Source organism: Duganella sp. sic0402 (assembly GCF_019219065.1).
GTDB lineage: Bacteria > Pseudomonadota > Gammaproteobacteria > Burkholderiales > Burkholderiaceae_D > Rugamonas.
This window is the reverse complement of record NZ_JAHUWK010000006.1, coordinates 15,281-37,029: the sequence shown is the minus strand read 5'-3', so window position 1 is coordinate 37,029 and position 21,749 is coordinate 15,281. Positions and strand designations below refer to the sequence as shown.

At 62.8% G+C, this 21,749-nt stretch carries 15 protein-coding genes; 6 read left to right on the top strand and 9 right to left on the bottom strand.

Going from position 1 to position 21,749, the window contains the following annotated elements; translation table 11 throughout:
* The first annotated feature begins 99 nt into the window (after positions 1-99).
* A complete protein-coding gene (locus KW842_RS15785; RefSeq protein WP_218305069.1) occupies positions 100-999 on the top strand; it encodes a LysR family transcriptional regulator in 900 nt (299 codons plus the stop codon).
* A gap of 33 nt (positions 1,000-1,032) precedes the next feature.
* Here the strand turns inward: KW842_RS15785 and KW842_RS15780 are convergent, their stop codons facing one another.
* The 5 genes from KW842_RS15780 to KW842_RS15760 all read right to left on the bottom strand — a co-directional run bounded on the left by KW842_RS15780 (position 1,033) and on the right by KW842_RS15760 (position 10,349).
* On the bottom strand, positions 1,033-2,379 hold the full coding sequence (locus tag KW842_RS15780) for an enolase C-terminal domain-like protein (RefSeq protein WP_218305068.1): 1,347 nt from the start codon (positions 2,377-2,379) through the stop codon (positions 1,033-1,035).
* 29 nt (positions 2,380-2,408) lie between these two features.
* Positions 2,409-4,061: a DUF5597 domain-containing protein gene (locus KW842_RS15775; RefSeq protein WP_218305067.1), complete on the bottom strand. Its 1,653-nt coding sequence runs from the start codon at positions 4,059-4,061 to the stop codon at positions 2,409-2,411.
* 76 nt (positions 4,062-4,137) lie between these two features.
* On the bottom strand, positions 4,138-7,218 hold the full coding sequence (locus KW842_RS15770) for a TonB-dependent receptor (RefSeq protein WP_218305066.1): 3,081 nt from the start codon (positions 7,216-7,218) through the stop codon (positions 4,138-4,140).
* A gap of 276 nt (positions 7,219-7,494) precedes the next feature.
* Entirely contained in the window at positions 7,495-9,027 is a 1,533-nt protein-coding gene (locus KW842_RS15765) for a S10 family peptidase (protein ID WP_218305065.1), read from the bottom strand.
* Positions 9,028-9,065: 38 nt separating this feature from the next.
* Positions 9,066-10,349, bottom strand: a complete 1,284-nt coding sequence (locus KW842_RS15760) for a BNR repeat-containing protein (RefSeq protein ID WP_218305064.1) — start codon at positions 10,347-10,349, stop codon at positions 9,066-9,068.
* 108 nt (positions 10,350-10,457) lie between these two features.
* Here KW842_RS15760 and KW842_RS15755 point away from each other — a divergent pair, with 108 nt between their 5' ends.
* Entirely contained in the window at positions 10,458-10,931 is a 474-nt protein-coding gene (locus tag KW842_RS15755) for a hypothetical protein (RefSeq protein ID WP_218305063.1), read from the top strand.
* A gap of 24 nt (positions 10,932-10,955) precedes the next feature.
* Here KW842_RS15755 and KW842_RS15750 read toward each other — a convergent pair whose 3' ends face one another.
* Genes KW842_RS15750 through KW842_RS15740 form a run of 3 tightly spaced genes read right to left on the bottom strand, consistent with a single transcriptional unit; the run spans position 10,956 to position 14,163 of the window.
* Entirely contained in the window at positions 10,956-12,179 is a 1,224-nt protein-coding gene (locus KW842_RS15750) for an ABC transporter permease (RefSeq protein WP_229223724.1), read from the bottom strand.
* Between the two features lie 5 nt (positions 12,180-12,184).
* Positions 12,185-12,934, bottom strand: a complete 750-nt coding sequence (locus KW842_RS15745; RefSeq protein ID WP_373925192.1) for an ABC transporter ATP-binding protein — start codon at positions 12,932-12,934, stop codon at positions 12,185-12,187.
* A complete protein-coding gene (locus KW842_RS15740) occupies positions 12,931-14,163 on the bottom strand; it encodes an efflux RND transporter periplasmic adaptor subunit (RefSeq protein WP_218305062.1) in 1,233 nt (410 codons plus the stop codon). Before KW842_RS15740 ends, KW842_RS15745 begins: the two co-directional genes overlap by 4 nt.
* Positions 14,164-14,379: 216 nt before the next feature.
* Here KW842_RS15740 and KW842_RS15735 point away from each other — a divergent pair, with 216 nt between their 5' ends.
* Genes KW842_RS15735 through KW842_RS15720 form a run of 4 tightly spaced genes read left to right on the top strand, consistent with a single transcriptional unit; the run spans position 14,380 to position 20,461 of the window.
* Positions 14,380-15,075: a dienelactone hydrolase family protein gene (locus KW842_RS15735; RefSeq protein WP_218305061.1), complete on the top strand. Its 696-nt coding sequence runs from the start codon at positions 14,380-14,382 to the stop codon at positions 15,073-15,075.
* 11 nt (positions 15,076-15,086) lie between these two features.
* Positions 15,087-16,046, top strand: a complete 960-nt coding sequence (locus KW842_RS15730) for an alpha/beta fold hydrolase (RefSeq protein ID WP_218305060.1) — start codon at positions 15,087-15,089, stop codon at positions 16,044-16,046.
* A gap of 51 nt (positions 16,047-16,097) precedes the next feature.
* A complete protein-coding gene (locus KW842_RS15725; RefSeq protein WP_218305059.1) occupies positions 16,098-19,466 on the top strand; it encodes an MHYT domain-containing protein in 3,369 nt (1,122 codons plus the stop codon).
* Positions 19,463-20,461: a two-component system response regulator gene (locus KW842_RS15720; RefSeq protein ID WP_218305058.1), complete on the top strand. Its 999-nt coding sequence runs from the start codon at positions 19,463-19,465 to the stop codon at positions 20,459-20,461. The genes KW842_RS15725 and KW842_RS15720 overlap by 4 nt, the downstream gene beginning before the upstream one ends.
* Here KW842_RS15720 and KW842_RS15715 read toward each other — a convergent pair.
* Complete coding sequence (locus KW842_RS15715) at positions 20,458-21,675, bottom strand: pyridoxal phosphate-dependent aminotransferase family protein (protein WP_218305057.1); 1,218 nt, start codon at positions 21,673-21,675, stop codon at positions 20,458-20,460. The genes KW842_RS15720 and KW842_RS15715 overlap by 4 nt on opposite strands.
* Positions 21,676-21,749: the final 74 nt, after the last annotated feature.

The following is a 21,749-nucleotide window of genomic DNA, read 5'->3' as shown; positions in this document are numbered from 1 at the left end:
ACTCCTTGAAGTCAGTTGGGATGGGTGAACTTTAACGCCCGCCGATTTATAGATAAACCGTGTAAAATAAAAATCACTATCCACACACAGGAATAATCGATGAACCAGTTGCTGGCGATACGCGCCTTTGCCCGCGTGGTCGAGGCAGGCAGCTTCACCCGCGCCGCCGATTCGCTCGACATGCCGAACGCCAGCTTGAGCAAACTGGTGCAGGAACTGGAGGCGCATCTGGGCGTGCGCCTGCTGCAGCGGACCACGCGCCGCGTCACGGTGACGCCGGAAGGCCAGCATTACTACGAGAAGACGGCGCTGATCCTGCGCACGCTGGAGGATGTCGACAGTTCATTCAATATCGCGCAGAGCAAGCCGCGCGGGCATTTGCGCATCGATGTCGGTGGCTCGACAGCGCGCGATGTACTGATTCCAGCGCTGCCGGAGTTCCTGGCGCGCTATCCGGACATCCGCATCGACCTGGGCGTATCAGACCGTTCGGTGGACATGATCAGCGATAACGTCGATTGCGTGATCCGTGGCGGCCCGCTGGACAACTCGTCATTGATCGCCCGTCCGATCGGCCAGGCGGCGATGGTGACCTGCGCCACGCCTGCTTACCTGAAGCAGTACGGCGTGCCGGCGTATCCGGAAGAACTGAAGAATGGCCACCGGCTGGTAGCCTATGTGCTGGCGCAAAGCAACCGCGCGGTGCCCTTGCGCTTTTTCCACGGTGGCGAGAAAACCGAGATCAAAGTCGAGCACCGGGTGGGCGTCAACGAAAGCAACGGCCACATGGCGGCGGGCCTGGCGGGACTGGGCATCATCCAGACCTTCGCCTACGCCGCCGCGCCCGCATTGAAGGACGGCACGCTGGTCGAAATCCTGAAGAAATGGCGGCCGCAGCCCTACCCGTTCCACGTCGTCTATCCGCAGAACCGCCATGTCTCGCACCGCCTGAGGGTCTTCACCGACTGGCTGCTGGAGAGCTTCCCGCAGCGCTTGTGATGTCTATTTGCAGCGTATCGCTTGCTGCTCAGATTAACCTAAGCTCGGGCGCTTCGGCGAGTAGGTCCAGCCGGGGACCAGGTAGCGCATCGCCATCGCATCGTCACGCGCGGTGGTGGCGACTTTTTTGTACAGCTGATGCGCGGCCTCGATGCGGTCCAGGTCCGGCTCGATGCCCAGGCCTGGCTTCTGCGGCACCTGCACCGCGCCGCCGACGATTTGCAGCGGCTCCCTGGTCAGACGCTCCTGGCCCTCCTGCCAGATCCAGTGCGTGTCGATCGCAGTGATATTGCCCGGCGCAGCAGCAGCGGCATGCGTGAACATCGCCAGCGACACGTCGAAGTGGTTGTTGGAGTGCGAGCCCCAGGTCAGTCCCCACTGCTCGCACAGCTGCGCCAGACGCACCGAACCCTGCATGGTCCAGAAGTGCGGATCGGCCAGCGGAATATCGACCGCGCCCAGCAGATGCGAGTGCGCCATCTGGCGCCAGTCGGTGGCGACCATATTGGTGGCGGTCGGGATGCCGGTGGCGCGGCGGAATTCCGCCATGATCTCGCGGCCCGAGTAGCCATTCTCAGGACCGCAAGGATCTTCGGCATACGCCATGATGTGGCCTTGGCCCTTGCAAATCTCAATCGCCTCGCGCAGCGACCAGGCGCCGTTCGGATCCAGCGTCACGCGCGAATCCGGATAGCGCTTCTTGATCGCCGTGATGGCTTCCAGCTCCACCGCGCCCGGCATCACGCCACCCTTCAGCTTGAAGTCGCGGAAGCCGTATTTTTCCACCGTAGCCTCGGCCAGTTCGACGATGCCGGCCGGCGTCATCGCTTCCTCGTTGCGGCGCTTGTACCAGCCAGTCTGGCCGTCGCCGCTTTGATACGGAAGGTCGGTGCGCTGACGGTCGCCGATGTAGAACAGATAGGCCAGCATTGGCACGCTGTCGCGCTGCTGGCCGGAACCCAGCAGTTCGCACACCGGCACGCCCAGGTGCTGGCCCAGCAAATCCAGCAGCGCGGCTTCCACCGCGGTGACCACATTGTCGAGGCGCAGATTGATTTCGTGCGGCTGCTTCAGTACTTCCGCCTCCGCCGCCGACGTCACCTGATGGTGGCCGCCGATCGCCGCGCGGATCGCATTCAGCGTGCGGTTGTACAGGCCGATCTGCGTACCCACCACCAGCGGCACCGAACGCTCCAGCGCCGCCAGGATGCCGGCGCCGCCCGGCACTTCGCCGATGCCGGTGTTGCCGGCGCTATCGGTCAGCAGCACCAGGTTGCGCGTGAAATACGGCGAATGCGCACCGCACAGATTGAGCAGCATGCTGTCGTAGCCCGCTACCGGGACGACGCGCATGGCGGTGATGACAGGGGAATTGCTCATGGTTCTACTCCAGATAAGTTCAGTTCATTTCAGCGATAGCGGTACAGCTTCACGCGCTGTATGGTGTAGCCATCGCCAGGCAAATGGATGTGGCGGCCCTGGTGGGTCTGGTCGCCATTCAGCCAGCGCCCTTCCTTCCAGCGGCCTTTCTCGTAGATGCCTTCGACCGCCTTTTCGATGCCGGCCAGCGAGCCGTCGCTGCCGCCGAAGACCAAGGTCAGGCCCTTGCCTGCCACCAGGAATTCATCGTCGCCGGTCTGGATCACCAGACCACCGCGCGTCTGCACCTCGGCAGGCTTCAATTTTTCCCATGGCGCGTTAAAGCTGACCGTCAGCGTATAGCCGCCCAGTTGCACCTTCTGCGGCGCGCTGTCGACTTCACCATCAAATGACATCGGCGCCTTGAAACCACGGATCTTGCCGCTGCCCTGGTATTGATTGATCACCGGCGCGATCTGCTTCAGCACGCGGTAAGCCTGCGGCAGCGAATAACTGCCATCCTTGACCTCATCGATGGCAAACGGCGAGAAGCCGAAGGCGTCATGCTCGCCAATCGCATAGAAGGCATCGGCGCCGGCGTCAGTGCGGTCGGCCTGATTGCCTTCCGGGACAAACAGCGGATTATCCGGGCGCTTGAACTGCTTGGCCCAGTGCGCGAAATTCGGAAAGTAGATATCGATAGACAGCACATCCACCGACGGCGCGCCCGGCTTCCACACATCAAACAGATGCGGCAGCGGACCGGCGCTCGGATATTCGCCCGGACGCTTGCCAGGACGCGGCAGCGCCACATTCACATACATCGGCAGCGGATACACGGCCTTGCCGGCGGCGGTCAGCGCTTCGACAAAGCGCGCATAGTGCCAGGCCTGGAATACCTCTTCGGTGTCGATGGTATCGCCAAACACTTCGGCCCACGAACCGGATGCGCGCGCGCCGCGCGACTCCCAGGCCGCTTTCAGCGCCGGCTGCAAACTCGCCTTATTGGCTGCCAGATAGCTGGTCAGCGCAGCAGGCACCGGCTCGCGCCAGGCGGCGTTGGCGGCCGCACTGTAGTCGCGCACTTCCGGCAGCATGCCGATCTCATTTTCGACCTGCACCATCAGCACCGTGTGCTGCGTATCCACCTGCTTCAGGTGCGCCATCAGCGCGCGATAGGCGGCGATGTCGGCGGCCAGCGTGGCTGGCGCGAACGGCGTCAGGATCTCTTGCGCCACGCCAGCGCGGGTACGCGCGCGCGGGAAGCGCTGGCTGTCTTTTTTGACCCAGGCCGGCACATAGGTCGACATGGAATTCTTCCACGCGCCAAACCACAGCAGCACCAGCTTGGTGTTGTTGGCGCGCGCCTGTTTCAGCATGCCATCGAGCACGCTGAAATCGAAGCGCCCTTCCACCGGCTCGATCTGGTCCCACTCGACCGGCGCCAGCACGGTATTGACTTCGGCCGCCTTCAAGACCGGCCACAAGCTATTCAGGAATTCAAGATTGGACGCGGACGAGTTGTTCAACTCCCCGCCCAGGATTAAAAACGCTTGATCGTCGACGATCAGCTGGGTGGCGCTGCCCTGCTTGCGCAGGTGCGGCGGCGTGGCGGCACTGGCGCTGCTGATGGCCGCCCAGCCCAGCAAGGCGACAGCAACGGCGCAGGCGGCAGCGCGTACTTTGCGGCTCGGTGCATGCATGGCTGCTCCTAAAAAAAACCGCCCCATAAAGGGGCGGGCAGAAAAGGCCCCGCAGGGAGACGGGGGGCCAGACGACTTAGAACTTGGCGCGCAGGCCCAGCGAGTAGGTACGGCCAGGCGAATACTGCGTGAACGGCGCATTGGCGAACTGGAAGTAGCCGCTACGCGAGTTGTTGTTCAGGTTGACAACATCGAAGTTGAGCGTAGGCCAGTTGTCCTTGTCGAACACTTCTGCCAGGTCGATGCTGGACGAGAAGTCCAGTTGCTTGTAGTCGTTGCCGAACAGTGCAGCTTGCGTGATGCCGTTCTGGTTGGCGCTGGCGTTCTGGCTGCCTTTCGAGAAGGTGTGTGCCAGACGTGCCATGTAGCCATGGTTCTCGTAGTAGACCGAGAAGTTGTTGGTACGCTTAGGCACGCCCAGGGCCACGAAGCCGGCCGAGCCTTCGCCGCTGGCGCGCTGGTTGATGAAGGTCGCGGTTTCGCTGATGCCGAAGCCACGGATCGGCAGCAGTTTATCCAGCGGCTGCACCCAGCCCAGTTCCAGGCCACGGATACGCAGGTCGCCATCGGCGTTGCGGGCACGGGTCAGCACCACGGTGGCCGCGTCAGGACCGCCACGCGAGTTGATCGCGGTCTGCTGATTCGGGGTCAGCGTGCCGTAGTTGATGCCGTACGCTGCCAGCGAGCTGAATGGCGCGGTGACATTCTCATTGATGGTGAAGCCTTCGACGTTCTTCTGGAACACGGTCAGGCTGACATAGCCTTCGCGGCCGGTGTACCAGTCGATGCCCAGGTCGATATTGTCCGACAGGTAGGGCTTCAGGGCTGGATTGCCAACCGAACCCACGTCCGCCGACACCGACGAGAAGTTCACGCCAGGACGCAGCGCATTAGGGTCAGCGCGGGTCATGCTGCGCGACAGTGCGGCACGCGCCACCAGGTTCTCACGCAGGCTGATGGCGATGGTGCCCGATGGCAGCGTGTTGTTGTAGGTGGTTTCCTGATACACCCACTGATCGATGTTCGGATACTTGCTGCCGTTCAGCGTCAGCGTGGCGTTGCGTGGATCGGCGATCGAGTTCAGCGAACCCACCGACTGCTTGGTGCGGACATAGCGTACGCCTGCGTTATAGCGGGTCGGGAAGCCGGCCAGTTCGGTCTTGCCGTTGGCTTCAAAATACAGGCCGGTGGTTTTCTCACCGATGAAGCCTGAGCTGGCACCGGTCGACGATGCGCCGCTAGCTGGGGCGTTGTTGTAGTACTGCTGGTAGTTCGAATCCTTGGCGAAGCGGTCCCAGTCGACCATCACTTTGCCGTACGGGCCAGGCACGATGTAGCTGGCCAGCGCGCTTTGCGGAATCAGCGAACCACCATAGGTCAGCGGCGTGGTCGCACCAGCGGTATAGCCGGTGCCGTAGCCTGGGTACAGCGCAGCAGCGCTGGCGCCAGGGGTCGATGCGCCGTTACAGGCTGGCGCGCCGTTCGGACCTTGCAGGAACACGCTAGGATTGTTGCCGCACACCGCAGCCTGCCATGCGGCCGAGTTGTCGGAAGCGCGAATGGTGCGGGTGATGTCATCGTAAGCAACGCCGCCCTTCAGGTTGAACTTGTCGTCACCCCAGGTCAGGTCGCTGTGGAAGCCCTTGGTCTTGGTGTCGCGGAACTCGTTCTGGATGTTGACACGGCCGGTGTTCCACACATAGCTGGCAGGGTTGTTCAGATCGGTACTGGAGACGATCGACGGAATGCCGCCGCCGTTGTTCGAGTAGGTCACGGTATTGCCGCTGTTCGGCGCGGTGATCAGGTAGACCGTTGGTGCTTCGTGGCTGAACTTACTCTTGGTGTAGTTGACTTGCGCATCCAGTTTCAGGGTCGGGGTGATCTTCCACTCCATGCCTGGGTTGATGCCGGTCATGTCGACCTTGTCGCGGCGATAGCCGTGCTCGAAGAAGTTCTGGGTGTTGGCGAAAGTGCCGCCGGTGACCGTGCAGCCATTGGCGCAATCGGTTTTGTCGACCGTCATGTTCAGCGGGATCATGCCGCCGTTACGCACCGACCAGTCGTAGTCCATACGGGTCATGTTGTCGTCGCGCTTGCTGTACATGGTGTCCAGGTAGAAGTGCAGCGTTTCCGACGGGCGGTACTCGGCGCTGAAGATCGCCGAACCTTTGTCCTTGGTGCCGAAGTAATCCATGGTACGGCCCAGGCGTGGCACGATGCCCTTGTTGATCTGATCGATGGTCAGGCCAGGGTTATGCGCCAGCAGCCAGGCCTGGTCGATGACCTGGCCGGTGACCAGGCCGTTGCCTGCGCCAACTGGCACGGTGGCAGGAATGGTCCAGTTGCCGCCGCCGGTGCTGTTGCGGCCAGGACCGGTATTCTGCGTTGCCGACAGATTGGCGTTGGTGTAGCCGACGGTTTCCCAGCCGGTGGTGTGGATTTGCTGGCGCGACAGGGCGATACCGCCCAGAATGCCCCAGTTGCCGAAGGTCTGGCTGGCGATGATCGAACCGCGGCCGCCGACCTTGTCAGCGATCTGCTGTTTGGTGGCGGTGTAGCTGGCCGAGACGTATTTGCCTTCCTTGTCGAACGGACGGGCGCTGCGCAGATTGACCACGCCAGCAGCGCCCCCTTCGATCATGTCGGCGGTCGGGCTCTTGCTGACGGTCAGCTTGGTGAACAGGTCGGTTGGCAGCAGGTCCAGATCGACCTCGCGGTTGGTGTTGGCGCCGTCGATCGGACCCGACGAAGCCACGGCCACTGGCGCACCGTTCAGCAGAATCTTGGTGAAGCTCGAACCCAGACCACGGATCTGGATGGTGGCGCCTTCGCCGGTGATGTCACGCGATACGCCCACGCCAGGAATGCGGCTCAGCGATTCAGCGATGTTCTTGTCCGGGAACTTACCGATGTCTTCGGCGTTGATCGAATCCTGGAAACCGACGGATTCTTTTTTGTCCTTGGCGGACGACAGCAGCGAGTTGCGGTAGCCGCTGACCTTCACGACGGTCATGCCGGCGCTGTCGTCCTGGGCCGCAGGGGCTGCGGCAGGAGTGGTTTCTTGTGCGTATGATTGCGCAATCAAGCCCGCCATAACGGTCAGGCCGAACGCCATTTTCCGGCCAGCATGCCGGGATTTCTGTTGTTTAACTAACATTCTCAGTCTCCTTCGGGAAAATCACCGTGGTTATTGTTATAAACCTCGCAACTGTTTGCTAGAATGGTTGCGCGATCATTTGAGTGTAAAAGTTTTTAAAAGTTATTGTCAACCAAAATAATTTTGAAAATGTTATACGCTACCATTTGATAATAAAGTGCTATCGCGGGTAGCGCATTCTCAGAGGGAAAACAGCTTTTTTTGAGGAAAAAAACAGCTGTGGTGAGATTGGTACGCCGGCGGCTGCGAGGCGCTCGCCGCCGGCGGAAAAGCGGATCAGTATTTGGCCGGTGCGTTAGGCGCAGGCGTGGCCGAACGGATGAAGTCGCGCAGATCCTCATTTGAGGTAGCCAGATCCTCCGAACGCAGATACATCATATGGCCGCTGCGGTAGCCTTCGAAGCGCAGCCTATCCTTCATCTTGCCGCTCGGGTCCAGCTGCCACATGGTGTACTTGGCGTCGAAGTAGGTGCAGGCGCCGTCGTAGTAGCCCGACTGTATCATCACCTTCAGGTAAGGATTGGCGGCCATCGCCAGCCGCAGGTTCTCGCCGGTGTTCTCGTTCTTGAAGTCCCACGGATGGACATCGCCGAACAGGTTGTACTTGATATCGGTCTTATAGCCCAGGTCATTGCGCAGGTACTGGTTGATGGCCGGCGTGAACGAATGCAGCCACGAAGTCAGCTCAGCGTTGTAATCGACTTTGTCGCCCGACTCAATCTTGTCGATGCCAAGGTAGCGCGAGTCCAGCCGGCCGACCGTTTTGCCCTGCTTGCGCAGCAGCTCTTTCCAGAACTGCTGCGGCTGCACCGACAGATTATTCTGCAACACGTATTCAGGCGACAGGCCGGAATAACGGGCGATCCTGGCCGCGATCTGGGCACGCTTCTGCGCTTCGAGGAAGCCGCCCTTGGCCAGCGCCGGCAGCAATTCGTCGGTGGTGAAGGCCTCCACTTCGGGCAGCAAATCCTTCAGGTCGCGCGCCTGCAGATCGGCCGGCAGCGCTTTCTGATACCAGGCGGTAGCCGCGTAGTAAGGCACTTTCAGCGCGTCATCCACCACGCCGTCGCGCTTCAGTCCCAGCTCGGTCGGCGACACCAGCACCACGCCGTTCAGATACATCCACTGCGCGTTTTGCAGCTCCAGCGCCAGGCCGGCCACACGGGTGGTGCCGTAGCTTTCGCCGATCAGGTATTTCGGCGAAGTCCAGCGGCCTTCGCGCGAGACAAAGGTGCTGACCCACTCCGCCAGATACTGGATGTCGGCGTTCACGCCAAAGAAGCGCGCGCGGTCGGCCTTGCCGTCGAGGATGCGCGAGAAGCCAGTGTTGACCGGATCGATGTAGATGATGTCCGCCACGTCGAGGATCGAATGCGGATTGTCCTTCACGCCATACGGCTGCACCGGATAGCCTTCCGCATCCAGGTTCAGGACTTTCGGCCCGGTGTAGGCAATGTGCATCCACACCGACGCCGAACCGGGGCCGCCGTTAAACGACAGCACCAGCGGGCGCTTGCTCTTGTCGCTGACATCGGTGCGCTGGTAGTAGGTATAAAACAGCGACGCCGTCACCTTGCCATCCTTGTCCCACACCGGCTGCGTGCCGGCGGTCACCTTGTACGGCACAACCTTGCCCTTGATGGTCACCTGCCCGGTTTTGCTGACATGTGAATCTGCTTTCAGCACACGCTCGCTGGCTTGTAGCTCGGCGGCGCGCTCCTTGCTGAGGGCGGGCGCCTTGTCGGCGTCCTGCGCGTGGGTGACAGCGCTGGCGGCCAGCAGCGCAAACAGGGCAAGCTTGGATTTCATGGCATCTCTCAAGGTGGAAAGAGCCTATGGTAGAAGTTCTAAGGTTTCCAGTCCAGAACTTGTACTGGCTGCGGCGCGACACTGGCTTGCCCCTCTCCATCAACCTGTTGCACATTCTGCACAAACAGGCTCAAGGTGCCGTTGCGCCGCCACAGTTCGGTGTCGAAGCTCGGCTCCCAGGCGCCGACGGTGGTCGTTGTCAGATCCTGCACGCGCCACGCGCCGTTCGCGATGTCGGCGGTGCTGGCCACCGACACCTTGCTGCCGCGCTCCTCGTCGCGGAACACCAGCAGCGCGCCGGATGCGCCGACCATGATCTGCGGCCGCGCAATCGGAATCCGCTTGGTGCCCTGGCCGCTGAGCGAGAACGGCGTCTTGCGGAAGTCCAGCGCGCGCACCTGCCACGCAGCGCCGGTGTGATAGATGACGTGGTACTGCGGGACGCTGGAACCGGCATCGCGCCAGTAGCTGGCGATATAGGGGCGGCCCTGCTGGTCAGCCGCCATCGAGGTCTGGTTGATCAACTCGCTATTCTGCGGAATGCGCAGCGCGTATTCGGCGCTGGCAGCGCTGATCGGCAGCGTGTAAGGCGTGCCGTCCGAGCGCTCCCACGTCACGCCGCCGTCGCACGAGCGCGCATAGGCCATATCGTGGTTGCTCGCCACGTCCGGCGACTCGCGCCACACCCACGACAGGTGCAGCGTGCCATGCTGATCGAGGAAGGCCTGCCAGTAAGCGTTGCGCTGGCCCTCGCCGGTGATCAGATTGCTGTGCAGCCGCGTCCAGCGCTGGCTGGCGGTGTCGTAGCGGTTGATGATCAAATCGCCACGGCCGGAGCCGCCCAGACGGTAGAAGAACAGCAGATTGCCATTCGGCAGGCGATGAAATTCCGGGTACGACAGCTCGTCCTCCTGCGCCCCCACCATCGCCAGCTTCGGGCCCAGCTCCAGCGAGCCGGGCGCCACGCTGCGCGCATAGCGCAGCGGATTGTTGTGATGGTCCCACGCCACATGCAGATAGCCGGCGCCATCGGCCATGATGCTGATGGCGTTGTGCGCGTCGGCTGCGTTGCCCTGCCAGGCGCTGCGCCGGGTGGTCCATTGCGTGCTGCCCAGCTTGCGCTTGCCCAGCACCAGGTAGCGCTCGGCGTCGTAGTAGGCGACATACTGCGTGTCTCCCTGCGTCACCAGCGAATTCTTGCGGAACACCACCGCATTGACAGAATTATTTGCCCAGCCATCGCCCACCACCGAGATCTGCGGCGCGGCATCAGCGTGGAGGGACACGGCCAGCAGGGCCGCCAAGAGAAAAGATTTGACCATGCGCCATGCTAAGCAAAGGCATGAGATAGATCAATATCCCCACAATTTCCGCGTGGAAAATATGCGATAATTCCTGCCGTAATACTGGCGCCCTAAACAATTGTCGCTATGACCACCCTACACGACCACACTCCCTATCTCGATCAGCTGCACGATGATCCGCACAGTTTTTGGAACTCGCGGATACGCGCGTGCCGCTGGATGATCGTCAAGACTTTCTGTCTCGGCGCGCTGGCGGCCGCGCTCGGCGTGCTGGGCCAGGGCTGGCTGGAAAAAGCCGCGCCCATCCTTCCCTTCATCAGCCAGAACTACGGCCTGTGGCAGACGGCTTACCTGCTGGCGCTGGTGCTGGTATTCCTGCTGTGGGCGTTCGCCATGCGGCAGAAAATGGGGCTGCTGGAAAACAGCCGCCAAGGTCTGAAAACCCAGCTGCGCATCGACCAGCATAACGAACGCATCGAAGAGCGCCGCCGCGCCAATCGCGAGCGCCGCGAAGAGGTGCGCCAGGAACGCGAAGAACACACGATTTACTTCAAGGCGACCGGCGGCGGCAGCAACCGCAGCAAGAAGTTTGATTACTGATTTAGCAATCAATCAACTTGCTGATTATTCGTAGCGCAAGCAGTCAACTGGCAACAGTTTGGATGCGCGGCGCGCCGGATAGAAGCCGAAGAACACCCCCACCAGGCTGGAAAAGCCACACGCCACTATCACCGCCTGCAAGGTGATGTCGACATCGAACTTGCCGGTGGCGGTAATCCCGGCAGCCGCCAGGCTGGCCAGCACGATGCCAAAGATGCCGCCCACCAGGCAGATCACCACCGCCTCGGTCAGGAACTGCAACAGCACATCGCGCGGCTTGGCGCCGATCGCCATGCGGATGCCGATTTCGCGGGTACGCTCGGTCACCGACACCAGCATGATGTTCATGATGCCGATGCCGCCCACCACCAGCGAAATCGCGCCGATCAGCGCTAGCAGCGCCGCGATGCCTGCGCTGATCTTCTGCGCCGTCTCGGCAAACGAGGCCAGGTTATCGATGCGGAAATCGTCCGGCTGGTCGATCTTGATGTGGTGGCGGTCGCGCAGCGTTTCGCCAATATCGAGTATCGCATCCTGCAAATTGCCGCCCGATTTACCCTGCGCCACCACGTAGTGCACATTGCCGGGGAAAGGCATTTTCACCAGGTTGGCGGCGGCTGCGGTAATCGGCACGATCACGTACTCGCTCAAGTCGCCGCCGTCCACCTGCTTGCCCTCGCCGTACAGCACACCGATCACCTGGAACGACACGTTCTCGATGCGGATATATTTGCCCAGCGGGTCCTGCTTGTAGAAGAACTGGTCGGCGATCTTGCGGCCGATGACCACCATCCGCGCCGAGGAACGCATGTCGGCGTCGCTGAACGCGCTGCCCTTGTCGATCTTCCAGCCGCGTATCTTGAACATCGACGGCGATACGCCATGCACGGTTTTGGATGCGTTCTCGTTGCCGACCGAAAGATTGAAAGCACCCTGCAACACCGGTGCCGCACCGGCCAGCGACGGCAGCTGGTTCAGCGCCTCCGCATCGCGGATGGTCATGGCCGGCTGCGCGCCGCTGCGCATGCGCTGCTGCTGCGCACGGTCGCCGCCGGGCGAGATGAACAGCATATTGGTGCCCAGCTGCTCCAGCTCCTTGCCGATGAAGCGCTTCATGCTGTCGCCCACCGCCAGCAGCAGCACCACCGAAGTGATGCCGATGATGATACCCAGCATGGTCAGCAGCGTGCGCAGGCGGTTCGCCAGCATCGAGCGAAACGCCTCGATCACGATCTGTAAAAGGTTCATATGATTTATACGGTAATGGGTTCGTGGCTCAGCGCCAGCTGGCGCAAGCCTTCGGCGGATGGGCCGTCGTACAGCACCCGGCCGTCCTTGAGGCGCATCAGGCGCTTGCTGTAGGCGGCGATGTCCGGCTCGTGCGTCACCAGCAGAATGGTGATGCCGCGTTCCTGGTTCAGCTGCTGGAAGGAGCGCATGATCTCGATGCTGGTCTGCGTATCCAGGTTGCCGGTCGGTTCGTCGGCCAGCACCAGCGGCGGATCGCCGACCAGCGCGCGGGCGATCGCCACCCGCTGCTGCTGGCCGCCGGACAGCTGGTTCGGCGTGCGCTTGGCCATCTCCTTCAGTCCTACCCGTTCCAGTTCGATCAGCGCCTTGGCGTGCGCCTTGGCGCGCGACACGCCGGCATAGATCAGCGGCAGCGCCACATTCTCCGCCACGCTCATGCGCTTGATCAGGTTAAAGCTCTGGAACACAAAGCCGATGGTGCGATTGCGGATAGTCGCCAGCTGGCTGCGCGACAGCGTCAGCGTGTCGGTGCCGTTAAGGTAATAGCTGCCGCCGGTAGCCTGATCGAGACAGCCGAAGATGTTCATCAGCGTCGACTTGCCCGAACCGGACTGTCCCATCACCGCCAGGAAATCGCCGCGCGGCACAGCCAGGTCGATGCCATGCAGCACCTGCGTCTCCACGCTGCCGGAAAAGTAGCTCTTGGTGACCTGGCGGATGTCGATCAGCAGCTCGTTGGTATGCCCACTCACATGCCACCTTCTTGGCCGCTGACGATGGCGCGCGTGATCACCTGATCGCCCTTCTTCAATTCGCCGCCTACCACTTCGGTGTAACGGAAGTTGGACAGGCCGATCTTCACGTCGGTGGCCTTGGGCTGGTTCTTGGCGTCCAGCGTGTAAATGCGGAAGCTGCGCGCCAGGTCGGCCTTGCTGCGGAACGACGCATCATCATCGGCCGGCGCTTCGGTGGCGGCGGTGGCGGTGGCGCTCGCGCTGGCCGACGCGCTCTTGCCGGCAGCGGCCTGCTTCTTCTGCTTCTCGATTTCCTCGTCGCTGAGACGGAAGCGCAGCGCGGCGGTCGGCACCCGCAGCACATTCTGGCGATTGCCAACCAGCAGGCGCACCTGCGCCGTCATGCCTGGCTTGAGCAGCTCGTCCTTGTTGTCCACGTCCAGCACCACGTTATACGTCACCACGTTCTGCACCACGTTGGCGGCCAGGCGGAACTGGCGCATGCGCGCATTGAATTCCTTGTCCGGATAGGCATCGACCACAAAGCGCGCCTCCTGCCCTTCCTTCAGCGAACCGACATCCGCCTCCGACACGCTGGTGTCGATCTGCATCTTGGTCAGGTCGCGCGCGATCTGGAACAGCTGCGGCGTGGTGAACGACGCCGCCACCGTCTGACCCAGATCAACCGTACGCTTGATGATCACGCCGTCGATCGGCGAACGGATCACCGAGTTGTCAAAGTCGGCCTGGGCACGCGCCAGCTGCGCCTGCGCCAGCTGGATATTCGCCTGTGCCACATCGACTTCGCGCTTGGACTGGTCCAGCGCCAGCGGCGACAGATAATTCTGCGCCAGCAGCGACTGGTTGCGCTGGTAGGTGGCCTGCGCCAGCCGCAGCGATGCTTTGGCCGACGACAATTGCGCATCGGCCTGGCGGATCTGCGCATTGAAGATGGTCGGGTCGAGTTTCAGCAGCACCTGGCCCTTGCTCACATGGTCGTTGAAGTCCGCTTTCAGCTCGCTCACCGTGCCCGATACCTGTGAGCCGATATTGATCAGCGCCACCGGATTGATGGTGCCGGTGGCAGTCACCGTCTGCGTGATATTGCCGGTATCCACTGCCGCCGTGCGGAAACGTGGCGCTTCCACGACAGGGGTCTTGCTTTTGGAATAGTAGGACGCTGCAACGCCACCGATTACCAGCAGGCCGATGGCCAGCGCGATCTTCTTTTTGGTCAGGAAAGCCATTGTTTTCAATATGTTCCGTAGTGAGACCCGGCGACACGCGGGCCAGCCATGCAAGTATCAAACAAATTTATCTTTTAAGCAATACTACCTCTTCCGGGGAACTGAACGATACCTACCCCGTGGTATATGCAAAATTGCAAGGCGGCTTTGCAGCTTTGTCCGTTCTCACGGGGCTTTTTCCTGCCTATGATGGCGACTCCAATCAAGGAGGACGCCATGTCAGAAACGCTTACCATCACGGTCGCCGACGGCAATTTCAACTGCTACGTGGCGCGTCCGTCCGAGCCTGCCAGCGCGCCGGTAATCATCGTGCTGCAGGAGATCTTCGGCGTCAACGCCGGCATCCGCAGCATCGCCGACGCCTATGCGGCCAAAGGCTATATCGCGCTCGCGCCGGACTTGTTCTGGCGCGCCGATCCGGGCCTGTACCTGTCGGAAGACCAGCCGGGCGACTGGGCGCGCGGCTTCGCGCTGTACAGCGCCTACAACTTTGACGGCGGCGTCGCCGACATCGCCGCCGTGGTGGCTGCGGCGCGCACACTGTCCGGCGCCTCCGGCAAGGTCGGCGTCACCGGCTACTGCCTCGGCGGCCTGATGACCTACCTGAGCGCCGCCCGTGCCCACGCCGACGCCTTCGTCGCCTACTACGGCGGCGGCACCGAAAAATACGCGGATGAAGCAGGCAAAGTCGCCAGGCCGCTGCTATACCACCTGGCCGAGGAAGATGAATACATCGGCAAGCAAGCGCAAGCGACCATCAGCGCCGCCTTCAGCGCCAACCCGCACATCACGCTGCACAGCTACCCTGGCTGCAACCACGCCTTCGCGCGGCCCGGCGGCAACCATTACGACAGCGCTGCGGCTACGCTAGCCAACGCGCGCACCGACAACTTTTTTAAACAACACCTCTGAGGGGAAACAGCATGTCCGAACAGATCAATCCATCCCGCCGCAACGCCATGGTTGGCAGCGCGGTCGCAGCAGCAGCCGCCGCCATGGTGGTGGCCAGCACCGAAGCCGCCGCCGCGCCAGCAGGCAAAGTGACCAAGACCGCCAGCACCATCACCACCCGTGACGGCGTCGAGATCTACTACAAGGACTGGGGCCCACGCGGCGGTCAGCCGGTGATCCTGAGCCACGGCTGGCCGCTGAATGCGGACAGCTGGGAGTCGGCAGCCTTCTTCCTGGCCAATAACGGCTTCCGCGTGATTACCCATGACCGCCGTGGCCATGGCCGTTCGAGCCAGCCCTGGGATGGCAACGATATGGACCACTACGCCGACGACCTGGCGCAGCTGATCGAAGCGCTGGACCTGAAAAACATCATCCTGGCCGGCTTCTCGACCGGCGGCGGCGAAGTGGCGCGCTATGTAGGCCGTCACGGCACCAAGCGCATCGCCAAGCTGGGCCTGATCTCGGCCGTGCCACCGCTGATGCTGAAAACCGACACCAATCCAGGCGGTCTGCCGCTGGAAGTATTCGACGGCATCCGCGCCGGCCAGGTCAAGGATCGCGGCCAGCTGTATCTGGACATCGCCTCGGGCCCGTTCTACAACTACAACCGTCCCGGCGCCAAGCCATCGCAAGGCATCATCCAGGCATGGTACGCGCAGGGCATGCAAGGCGGCTTCAAAAACACCTACGATTCGATCAAGGCATTTTCGGAAACCGACTTCCGCGACGACCTGAAAAAATTCGACAAGCCTACCCTGATCATCCACGGTGACGACGACCAGATCGTGCCGATCAACGCCGCCGGCATCGCCTCGGCCAAGATCGTCAAAGGGGCGAAACTGATCGTCTACCCAGGCGCGCCGCACGGCCTGACCGACACCCACAAAGAGAAGTTCAACAACGACTTCCTGGCCTTCGCCAAATCCTGACCATAAAAACCGCCTCCGGGCGGTTTTTTTATGTGTTAAGGTTCCATCACCATGATGGAATTTTTTACCGCGCCGGACACGCCGTCCCTGCTCCACTACGGCACTTACTCGCCGTTGCTGGTTATTCTCTCGATTCTCGTTGCCATATTCTCATCGTGGATGGGATTGCAAGTCGCGGGGCAAGCACGCCTGGCCGGCACGCGCGCGCTGCGCGCAGCCATGCTGGCCACCGGCAGCCTGGCGCTGGGCTGCGGCGTGTGGGCCATGCACTTCATCGGCATGCTGGCCTTCGACCTGTGCATCGACACCGACTACGACCACGTCCTGACGCTGCTGTCGGTGCTGCCCAGCCTTGCGGCATCGTGGGTAGCGCTGTACATCATCAGCATGCGGCGACTCAGCGCCATCTCGCTGATCAGCGGCGGCGTGCTGGTCGGCGCCGGTATCGGCGCCATGCACTACACCGGCATGGCCGCCATGCAGACGGCGCTCAGCCTGTACTACGATCCCTTCATGTTCGGCCTGTCGATTGTGGTGGCGGTGGTATTGGCCACGCTGGCGCTGTGGATACGCTTCGGCCTGCGCCTGCTGCGCCTGCCGCGCGCCGCCATGGCCAGTGTCAGCGCCATCGTCATGGGCTGCGCCATCGCCGGCATGCACTACACCGGCATGGCGGCGGCGCGCTTTGTCGGCGTCATGCCGGTGGATGCATCGCCGGAGCAGAACTCGCTGTTCCTCGCGCTGGCGATCGCCGTCATCACGGTGGCGGTGACTGCCTTCGTCATGGCCGCCAACGGCATGCTGCGCTACCGCGAGCTGTACCGCCAGCAGGCCGAAAGCCAGGCCTGGATGCGCGCGCTGCTGACCACCACCGTCGACGGCGTGATCACCATCGACCGCGCCGGCGTGATCCACGAGTTCAACGCCTCGGCCGAACGCATCTTCGGCTGGCAGCGCGATGAAATCCTCGGCAAGAATATCCGCGTGCTGATGGCCGACACCGAGCGCTCCGAGCACGACGGCCTGCTGCATTACCTGTTGACCGGCGTCGATGCGCATTACGGCAAGGGCAGCGAAGTGCTGGCGCTGCGCAAGGATGGCAGCCAGGTACCGATCCGCCGCGCGCTGGGCCACGCGCGCATGGCGCAGCGCGACCTGTTTGTGCTGTTCATTACCGACATCACCGAACGCCGCGCCATCATGCAGGCGCTGCGCGACAGCGAACAGCAATTCCGCTCGCTGATCGGCAACATCCCCGGCATCTCCTTCCGCAGCAGCATGGCGTTCGATGCGCCGCCGCTCTTCGTCAGCGATAACATCGAGCGGCTGGCCGGCTATCCGGCCAGCGACTTCGTCGGCGCCGGCCGCACCCGCACCATCGGCTCGCTGATCTGCGAGGAGGACCGCGAACGCGTGGCGGCCGACATCGCCCGCAGCATCGAGGCGCTGACCGCCTACCAGGTCGAGTACTGCCTCATCCACGCCGACGGCAGCCGCCGCTTCATGTGGGAGCATGGCGCGGTGACGCAGGACGAAAGCAATCCGGACATCCGCTGGATCGACGGCGTAATCCTCGACATCAGCGAACGGCGCGAGATGGAGCAGCAGCTGCGCCAGGCCAAGGAAACCGCCGAGCAGGCGGCCGCTGCGCGCGCCAGCTTTGTCGCCAATATGAGCCACGAAATCCGTACGCCGATGAACGCCATCCTCGGCTTCACCGACGTGCTGCTGGATACCGAGTTAAACAGCGAACAACAGCGCCACCTGGACACGGTGCGCAAGGAAGGCCGCTCGCTGCTGCGCCTCTTGAACGAAATCCTCGATACCGCCAAGCTGGATAAAGGCGCAGTGGAGCTGGAGCCGGACGACTACACGCTGCTTGGCCTGATCGACGAACTGGCCTCCACCTTCGGCAGCAACGCCCGCAGCAAAGGGCTGGTGATCGACATCCACTACGACACAACACTGCCGGCCTGGCTGCACGGCGACGAATTGCGCATGCGGCAAATCCTCGGCAACCTGCTGGACAACGCCATCAAGTTCACCGCCGCCGGCAAAGTCAGTCTGAGCGCCGGCGAACAGCAGGGCCAGTTGCACATCGCCGTGCAGGACACCGGCATCGGCATCGCGCCGGAACGCATCAACGCCATCTTCGATCCGTTCACCCAGGCCGACGCCTCGATGACGCGCCGCTTCGGCGGCACCGGCCTGGGCACCACCATCAGCCGCCAGCTGGTCAGCCTCATGGGCGGCAAGATCTGGGCCGAGAGCACACAAGGCGTGGGCACTACCTTCCATGTGCTGCTGCCGCTGGAACCGGCACGCAACGGCCAGCAGCAGAGCAGCGAGCGCTTCGACTATCCGCTGCCGCCGCTGCACATCCTGGCGGCGGACGACGTGCCGCAAAACCTGGAGCTGCTATCGCTGCTGCTGGCCAAGCGCGGCCACACGCTGGCGGTGGCGCACGATGGCGTGCAGGCGGTCGAAATGACCGCCGCGCAGCGCTACGACGTGGTGCTGATGGACATGCAGATGCCGCTGATGGATGGCCTGGCCGCCACCCGCGCCATCCGCGCCCGCGAACAGCAGCACGGCGCGGCGGCCCAGCCCATCGTGGCGATGACCGCCAGCGTGCTGGCCGCGCACCGTGAAGCGGCGGCGGCGGCGGGCATGAACGGCTTCGCCTCCAAGCCGGTCGACTGGCATGCGCTATCGCACGAAATCGCCAAAGTACTCAAGCTGGCGCCGGTGCCATCGGCGCCGCCGCCATCCGAAGCGCCGCGCCAGCGGGTACTGAACAACAAAGCCGGCCTGTCGCGCTGGGCCGACGACGAAAGCGCCTACCATCAGGCGCTGCACCGCTTTGTCGCGGACTACAGCACCGCCGCCGCCGCGCTGGCCAAGCTGCTAAGCGACACCAGCGAACTGCGGCTGGCCGAAGCGCAAGCCTGGTGCCACAAGGTGCGCGGCGTGGCCGCCAATATCGGCCTGGAACAGATGGCCGCCACGCTGGCGCAGCTGGAGAAGCTGTGCGGCTCGCCGCAGCGCGGCGGTGAAGGCATGCTGCAAACCGAACTGGCGCAATCACAGCGCACGCTGGCGGCACAACTGGACGCAGCGCTGAGCGCCATCCATGCGCTGGCGCCGCCGCGCGGCTCGCGGCTGGAAGCCCCGCCACCGGCCGCCGTATTCGACCTGGCCATCGCGCGCCAGAAAGCCGCCGCTCTGTTACCATCGCTGCAAAAGGGCGCCCTCAACGACGCCGCCCTGAGCGCATTGCAAGCCGCCCTCACGGGCGCCCCATCCGCACTGGCGCAGCAACTGAACGCTGTGCTCGACGCACTGAACGATTTCGACTTCCCGCAGGCCCACGCTGCTCTGCAAGCATTACAGGCCAGCCTGTCCACGGAGATCCAATGAGAACCACGCACCAACCGCACCAGCCACAGATTCTTGTGGTGGACGACGAAGCCAGCAACCTGCAACTGCTGCGCCATATTCTGCAAGACCACTACCGGCTGCTGTTCGCCAAGGACGGCCCGCGCGCGCTGGAGCTGGCGCGTTCCGAACAGCCGCAGCTGATCCTGCTGGACGTGATGATGCCGGGCATGACCGGCTACGAAACCTGCCGGCTGTTGAAGTCCGATCCGGTCACCACCGCGATTCCGGTCATCTTCGTCACCGCGTTAAGTGACGCCGACGACGAGGTGATCGGCTTTGAGGCCGGCGCGGTTGATTACATCACCAAGCCGGTCAGCCCGCCGATCGTGCGTGCACGCGTGCGCAACCACCTGTCGCTGGTCGGCGTGGATGAGTTGAAAAAGACCCGGCTGGAAATCGTCCAGCGGCTCGGCCTGGCGGCCGAATACAAGGATAACGAAACCGGCCTGCACGTGATCCGCATGAGCCACTATGCGCAGGTGCTGGGCCTGGCGATCGGCATGACCGAGGCGGAGGCGGAAGACCTGCTGCACGCCGCACCGATGCACGACGTCGGCAAGATCGGCATCCCCGACAGCATTCTGCGCAAGCCCGGCCCGCTGGATGCGGACGAATGGAAGATCATGCAGACACACGCGCTGATCGGCGGCGACATCATCGGCAAGCATCCGCACGGCATGATGGCGATGGCCTACGATGTCGCCATGACCCACCACGAGAAGTGGGATGGCAGCGGCTATCCGAACGGCCTGCAAGGCGATGAGATTCCGCTGGTCGGCCGCATCATCGCGATTGCCGACGTGTTCGACGCGCTGACCTCGGCGCGGCCCTACAAGGAAGCGTGGCCGGTGGAGCAGGCGGTGGAACACATGCTGGCGCAGCGCGACAAGCACTTCGAAGGCCGCCTGGTCGACATCTTCCTGAAACAGATGCCCGCGCTGCTTGAGATCAAGGAGCGCTGGGCAGAGCGTTAGTTGAGTCTTGCGCCACGCCCGGCCAGGCGCGCCATCACGCTGACCGCATGATCGATCTGCGCCCTGGTGTGACCGGCATTCATCATGAAGCGCAAGCGCGCCTGTCCCACCGGCGCGGCCGGAAACTGGATCGCATCCACATGCACGCCTTCGGCGCGCAATGCCATCGCATAGCGCTGGCAGGTTTCCGCATCGCCGATCAGCACCGGCAGGATCGGCGTGGCGGTGGAAATAATCGTATAGCCCAGCGGCTGCATCTGCTCGATGAAATAGCGCTGGTTGTCCCACAGGCGCTGGCGGCGCTGCGGCTCTTCTTCCAGGATATCCAGCGCGGCCAGCAGCGCCGCCGCCTGGTCCGGTGGTGGCGGGCAGGTGAAGCCGTAGGCGGAGCTGGTCAGGCGGATCACGTCCGCCACATCCTTCTCCACCGCGACAAAACCACCGATCGAGCCGAGCGCCTTGCTCAAGGTCCCCATCTGCATGATGTTGCTGCTGTAGCAGTTGAAATGCTCCGAAGTGCCGCCGCCGTTGGCGCCCAGGATGCCGGTGGCGTGCGCGTCATCGATGTACAGCAGCGCGCCGTGACGTTCGGCCAGCGCCACCAGGTCCGGCAGCGGCGCGATCGTGCCTTCCATGCTGAATACGCCGTCGCTGACGATGATCGGCGTGGTGCCGTCGGCGGCGCCGGCCTGCAGCAGCGACTCCAGGTGGTTCATATCGCAATGGCGGTAGTTGTAGCGCAGCGCGCCGGACATCTGGATGCCTTCACGGATCGAGATGTGATTGAACTCGTCCGAGTAGTAGGCATACTTGTGGCGCTTCCTCTGACGGAAACCATGCAGGCGCGCCAGCGTGGCCGCCTTGACGATCGACGACAGCACGCCGATATTGGCCATATAGCCGGTGACGAACAGCACCGCGTCGCTCTTGTGCTTCAGGGCGCCGAGACGGCGCTCCAGCTCGCGGTAAACCTCCAGGTCGCCGCCCAGCAGGCGCGACTCGCAATTGCCGACGCCATAGCGGTCCAGTCCCTGCTTGGCGGCCGCCACCAGGCGTGGATGGTTGGCCAGCGCCAGATAGTTATTGGTGCTGAACGAAACCACCGTCTCGCCTTCGCTGACGAAGGTCGGGTCGGGCAGCGTGCTGTGCACCGCCGAGTCGTGGTAGATGGGGTGATGCTTGAGCCAACTGGCAATGTCGCTAAGATCGTGCATGATAGGGGTAGCCGAAAGATATCAGCCCATCATAGGGCTGCCCGGCTTTCCACAAGCTTGCGGTCACATTACGA

What these genes read in the sequence shown, in the direction of transcription:
- KW842_RS15785 (WP_218305069.1), top strand. Translation starts at nt 100, where the DNA reads ATGAACCAGTTGCTGGCGATACGCGCCTTTGCCCGCGTGGTCGAGGCA.
- KW842_RS15770 (WP_218305066.1), bottom strand. Translation starts at nt 7,218, where the DNA reads ATGTTAGTTAAACAACAGAAATCCCGGCATGCTGGCCGGAAAATGGCG.
- KW842_RS15755 (WP_218305063.1), top strand. Translation starts at nt 10,458, where the DNA reads ATGACCACCCTACACGACCACACTCCCTATCTCGATCAGCTGCACGAT.
- KW842_RS15735 (WP_218305061.1), top strand. Translation starts at nt 14,380, where the DNA reads ATGTCAGAAACGCTTACCATCACGGTCGCCGACGGCAATTTCAACTGC.
- KW842_RS15725 (WP_218305059.1), top strand. Translation starts at nt 16,098, where the DNA reads ATGATGGAATTTTTTACCGCGCCGGACACGCCGTCCCTGCTCCACTAC.
- KW842_RS15775 (WP_218305067.1), bottom strand. Translation starts at nt 4,061, where the DNA reads ATGCATGCACCGAGCCGCAAAGTACGCGCTGCCGCCTGCGCCGTTGCT.
- KW842_RS15765 (WP_218305065.1), bottom strand. Translation starts at nt 9,027, where the DNA reads ATGAAATCCAAGCTTGCCCTGTTTGCGCTGCTGGCCGCCAGCGCTGTC.
- KW842_RS15715 (WP_218305057.1), bottom strand. Translation starts at nt 21,675, where the DNA reads ATGCACGATCTTAGCGACATTGCCAGTTGGCTCAAGCATCACCCCATC.
- KW842_RS15720 (WP_218305058.1), top strand. Translation starts at nt 19,463, where the DNA reads ATGAGAACCACGCACCAACCGCACCAGCCACAGATTCTTGTGGTGGAC.
- KW842_RS15760 (WP_218305064.1), bottom strand. Translation starts at nt 10,349, where the DNA reads ATGGTCAAATCTTTTCTCTTGGCGGCCCTGCTGGCCGTGTCCCTCCAC.
- KW842_RS15730 (WP_218305060.1), top strand. Translation starts at nt 15,087, where the DNA reads ATGTCCGAACAGATCAATCCATCCCGCCGCAACGCCATGGTTGGCAGC.
- KW842_RS15750 (WP_229223724.1), bottom strand. Translation starts at nt 12,179, where the DNA reads ATGAACCTTTTACAGATCGTGATCGAGGCGTTTCGCTCGATGCTGGCG.
- KW842_RS15740 (WP_218305062.1), bottom strand. Translation starts at nt 14,163, where the DNA reads ATGGCTTTCCTGACCAAAAAGAAGATCGCGCTGGCCATCGGCCTGCTG.
- KW842_RS15780 (WP_218305068.1), bottom strand. Translation starts at nt 2,379, where the DNA reads ATGAGCAATTCCCCTGTCATCACCGCCATGCGCGTCGTCCCGGTAGCG.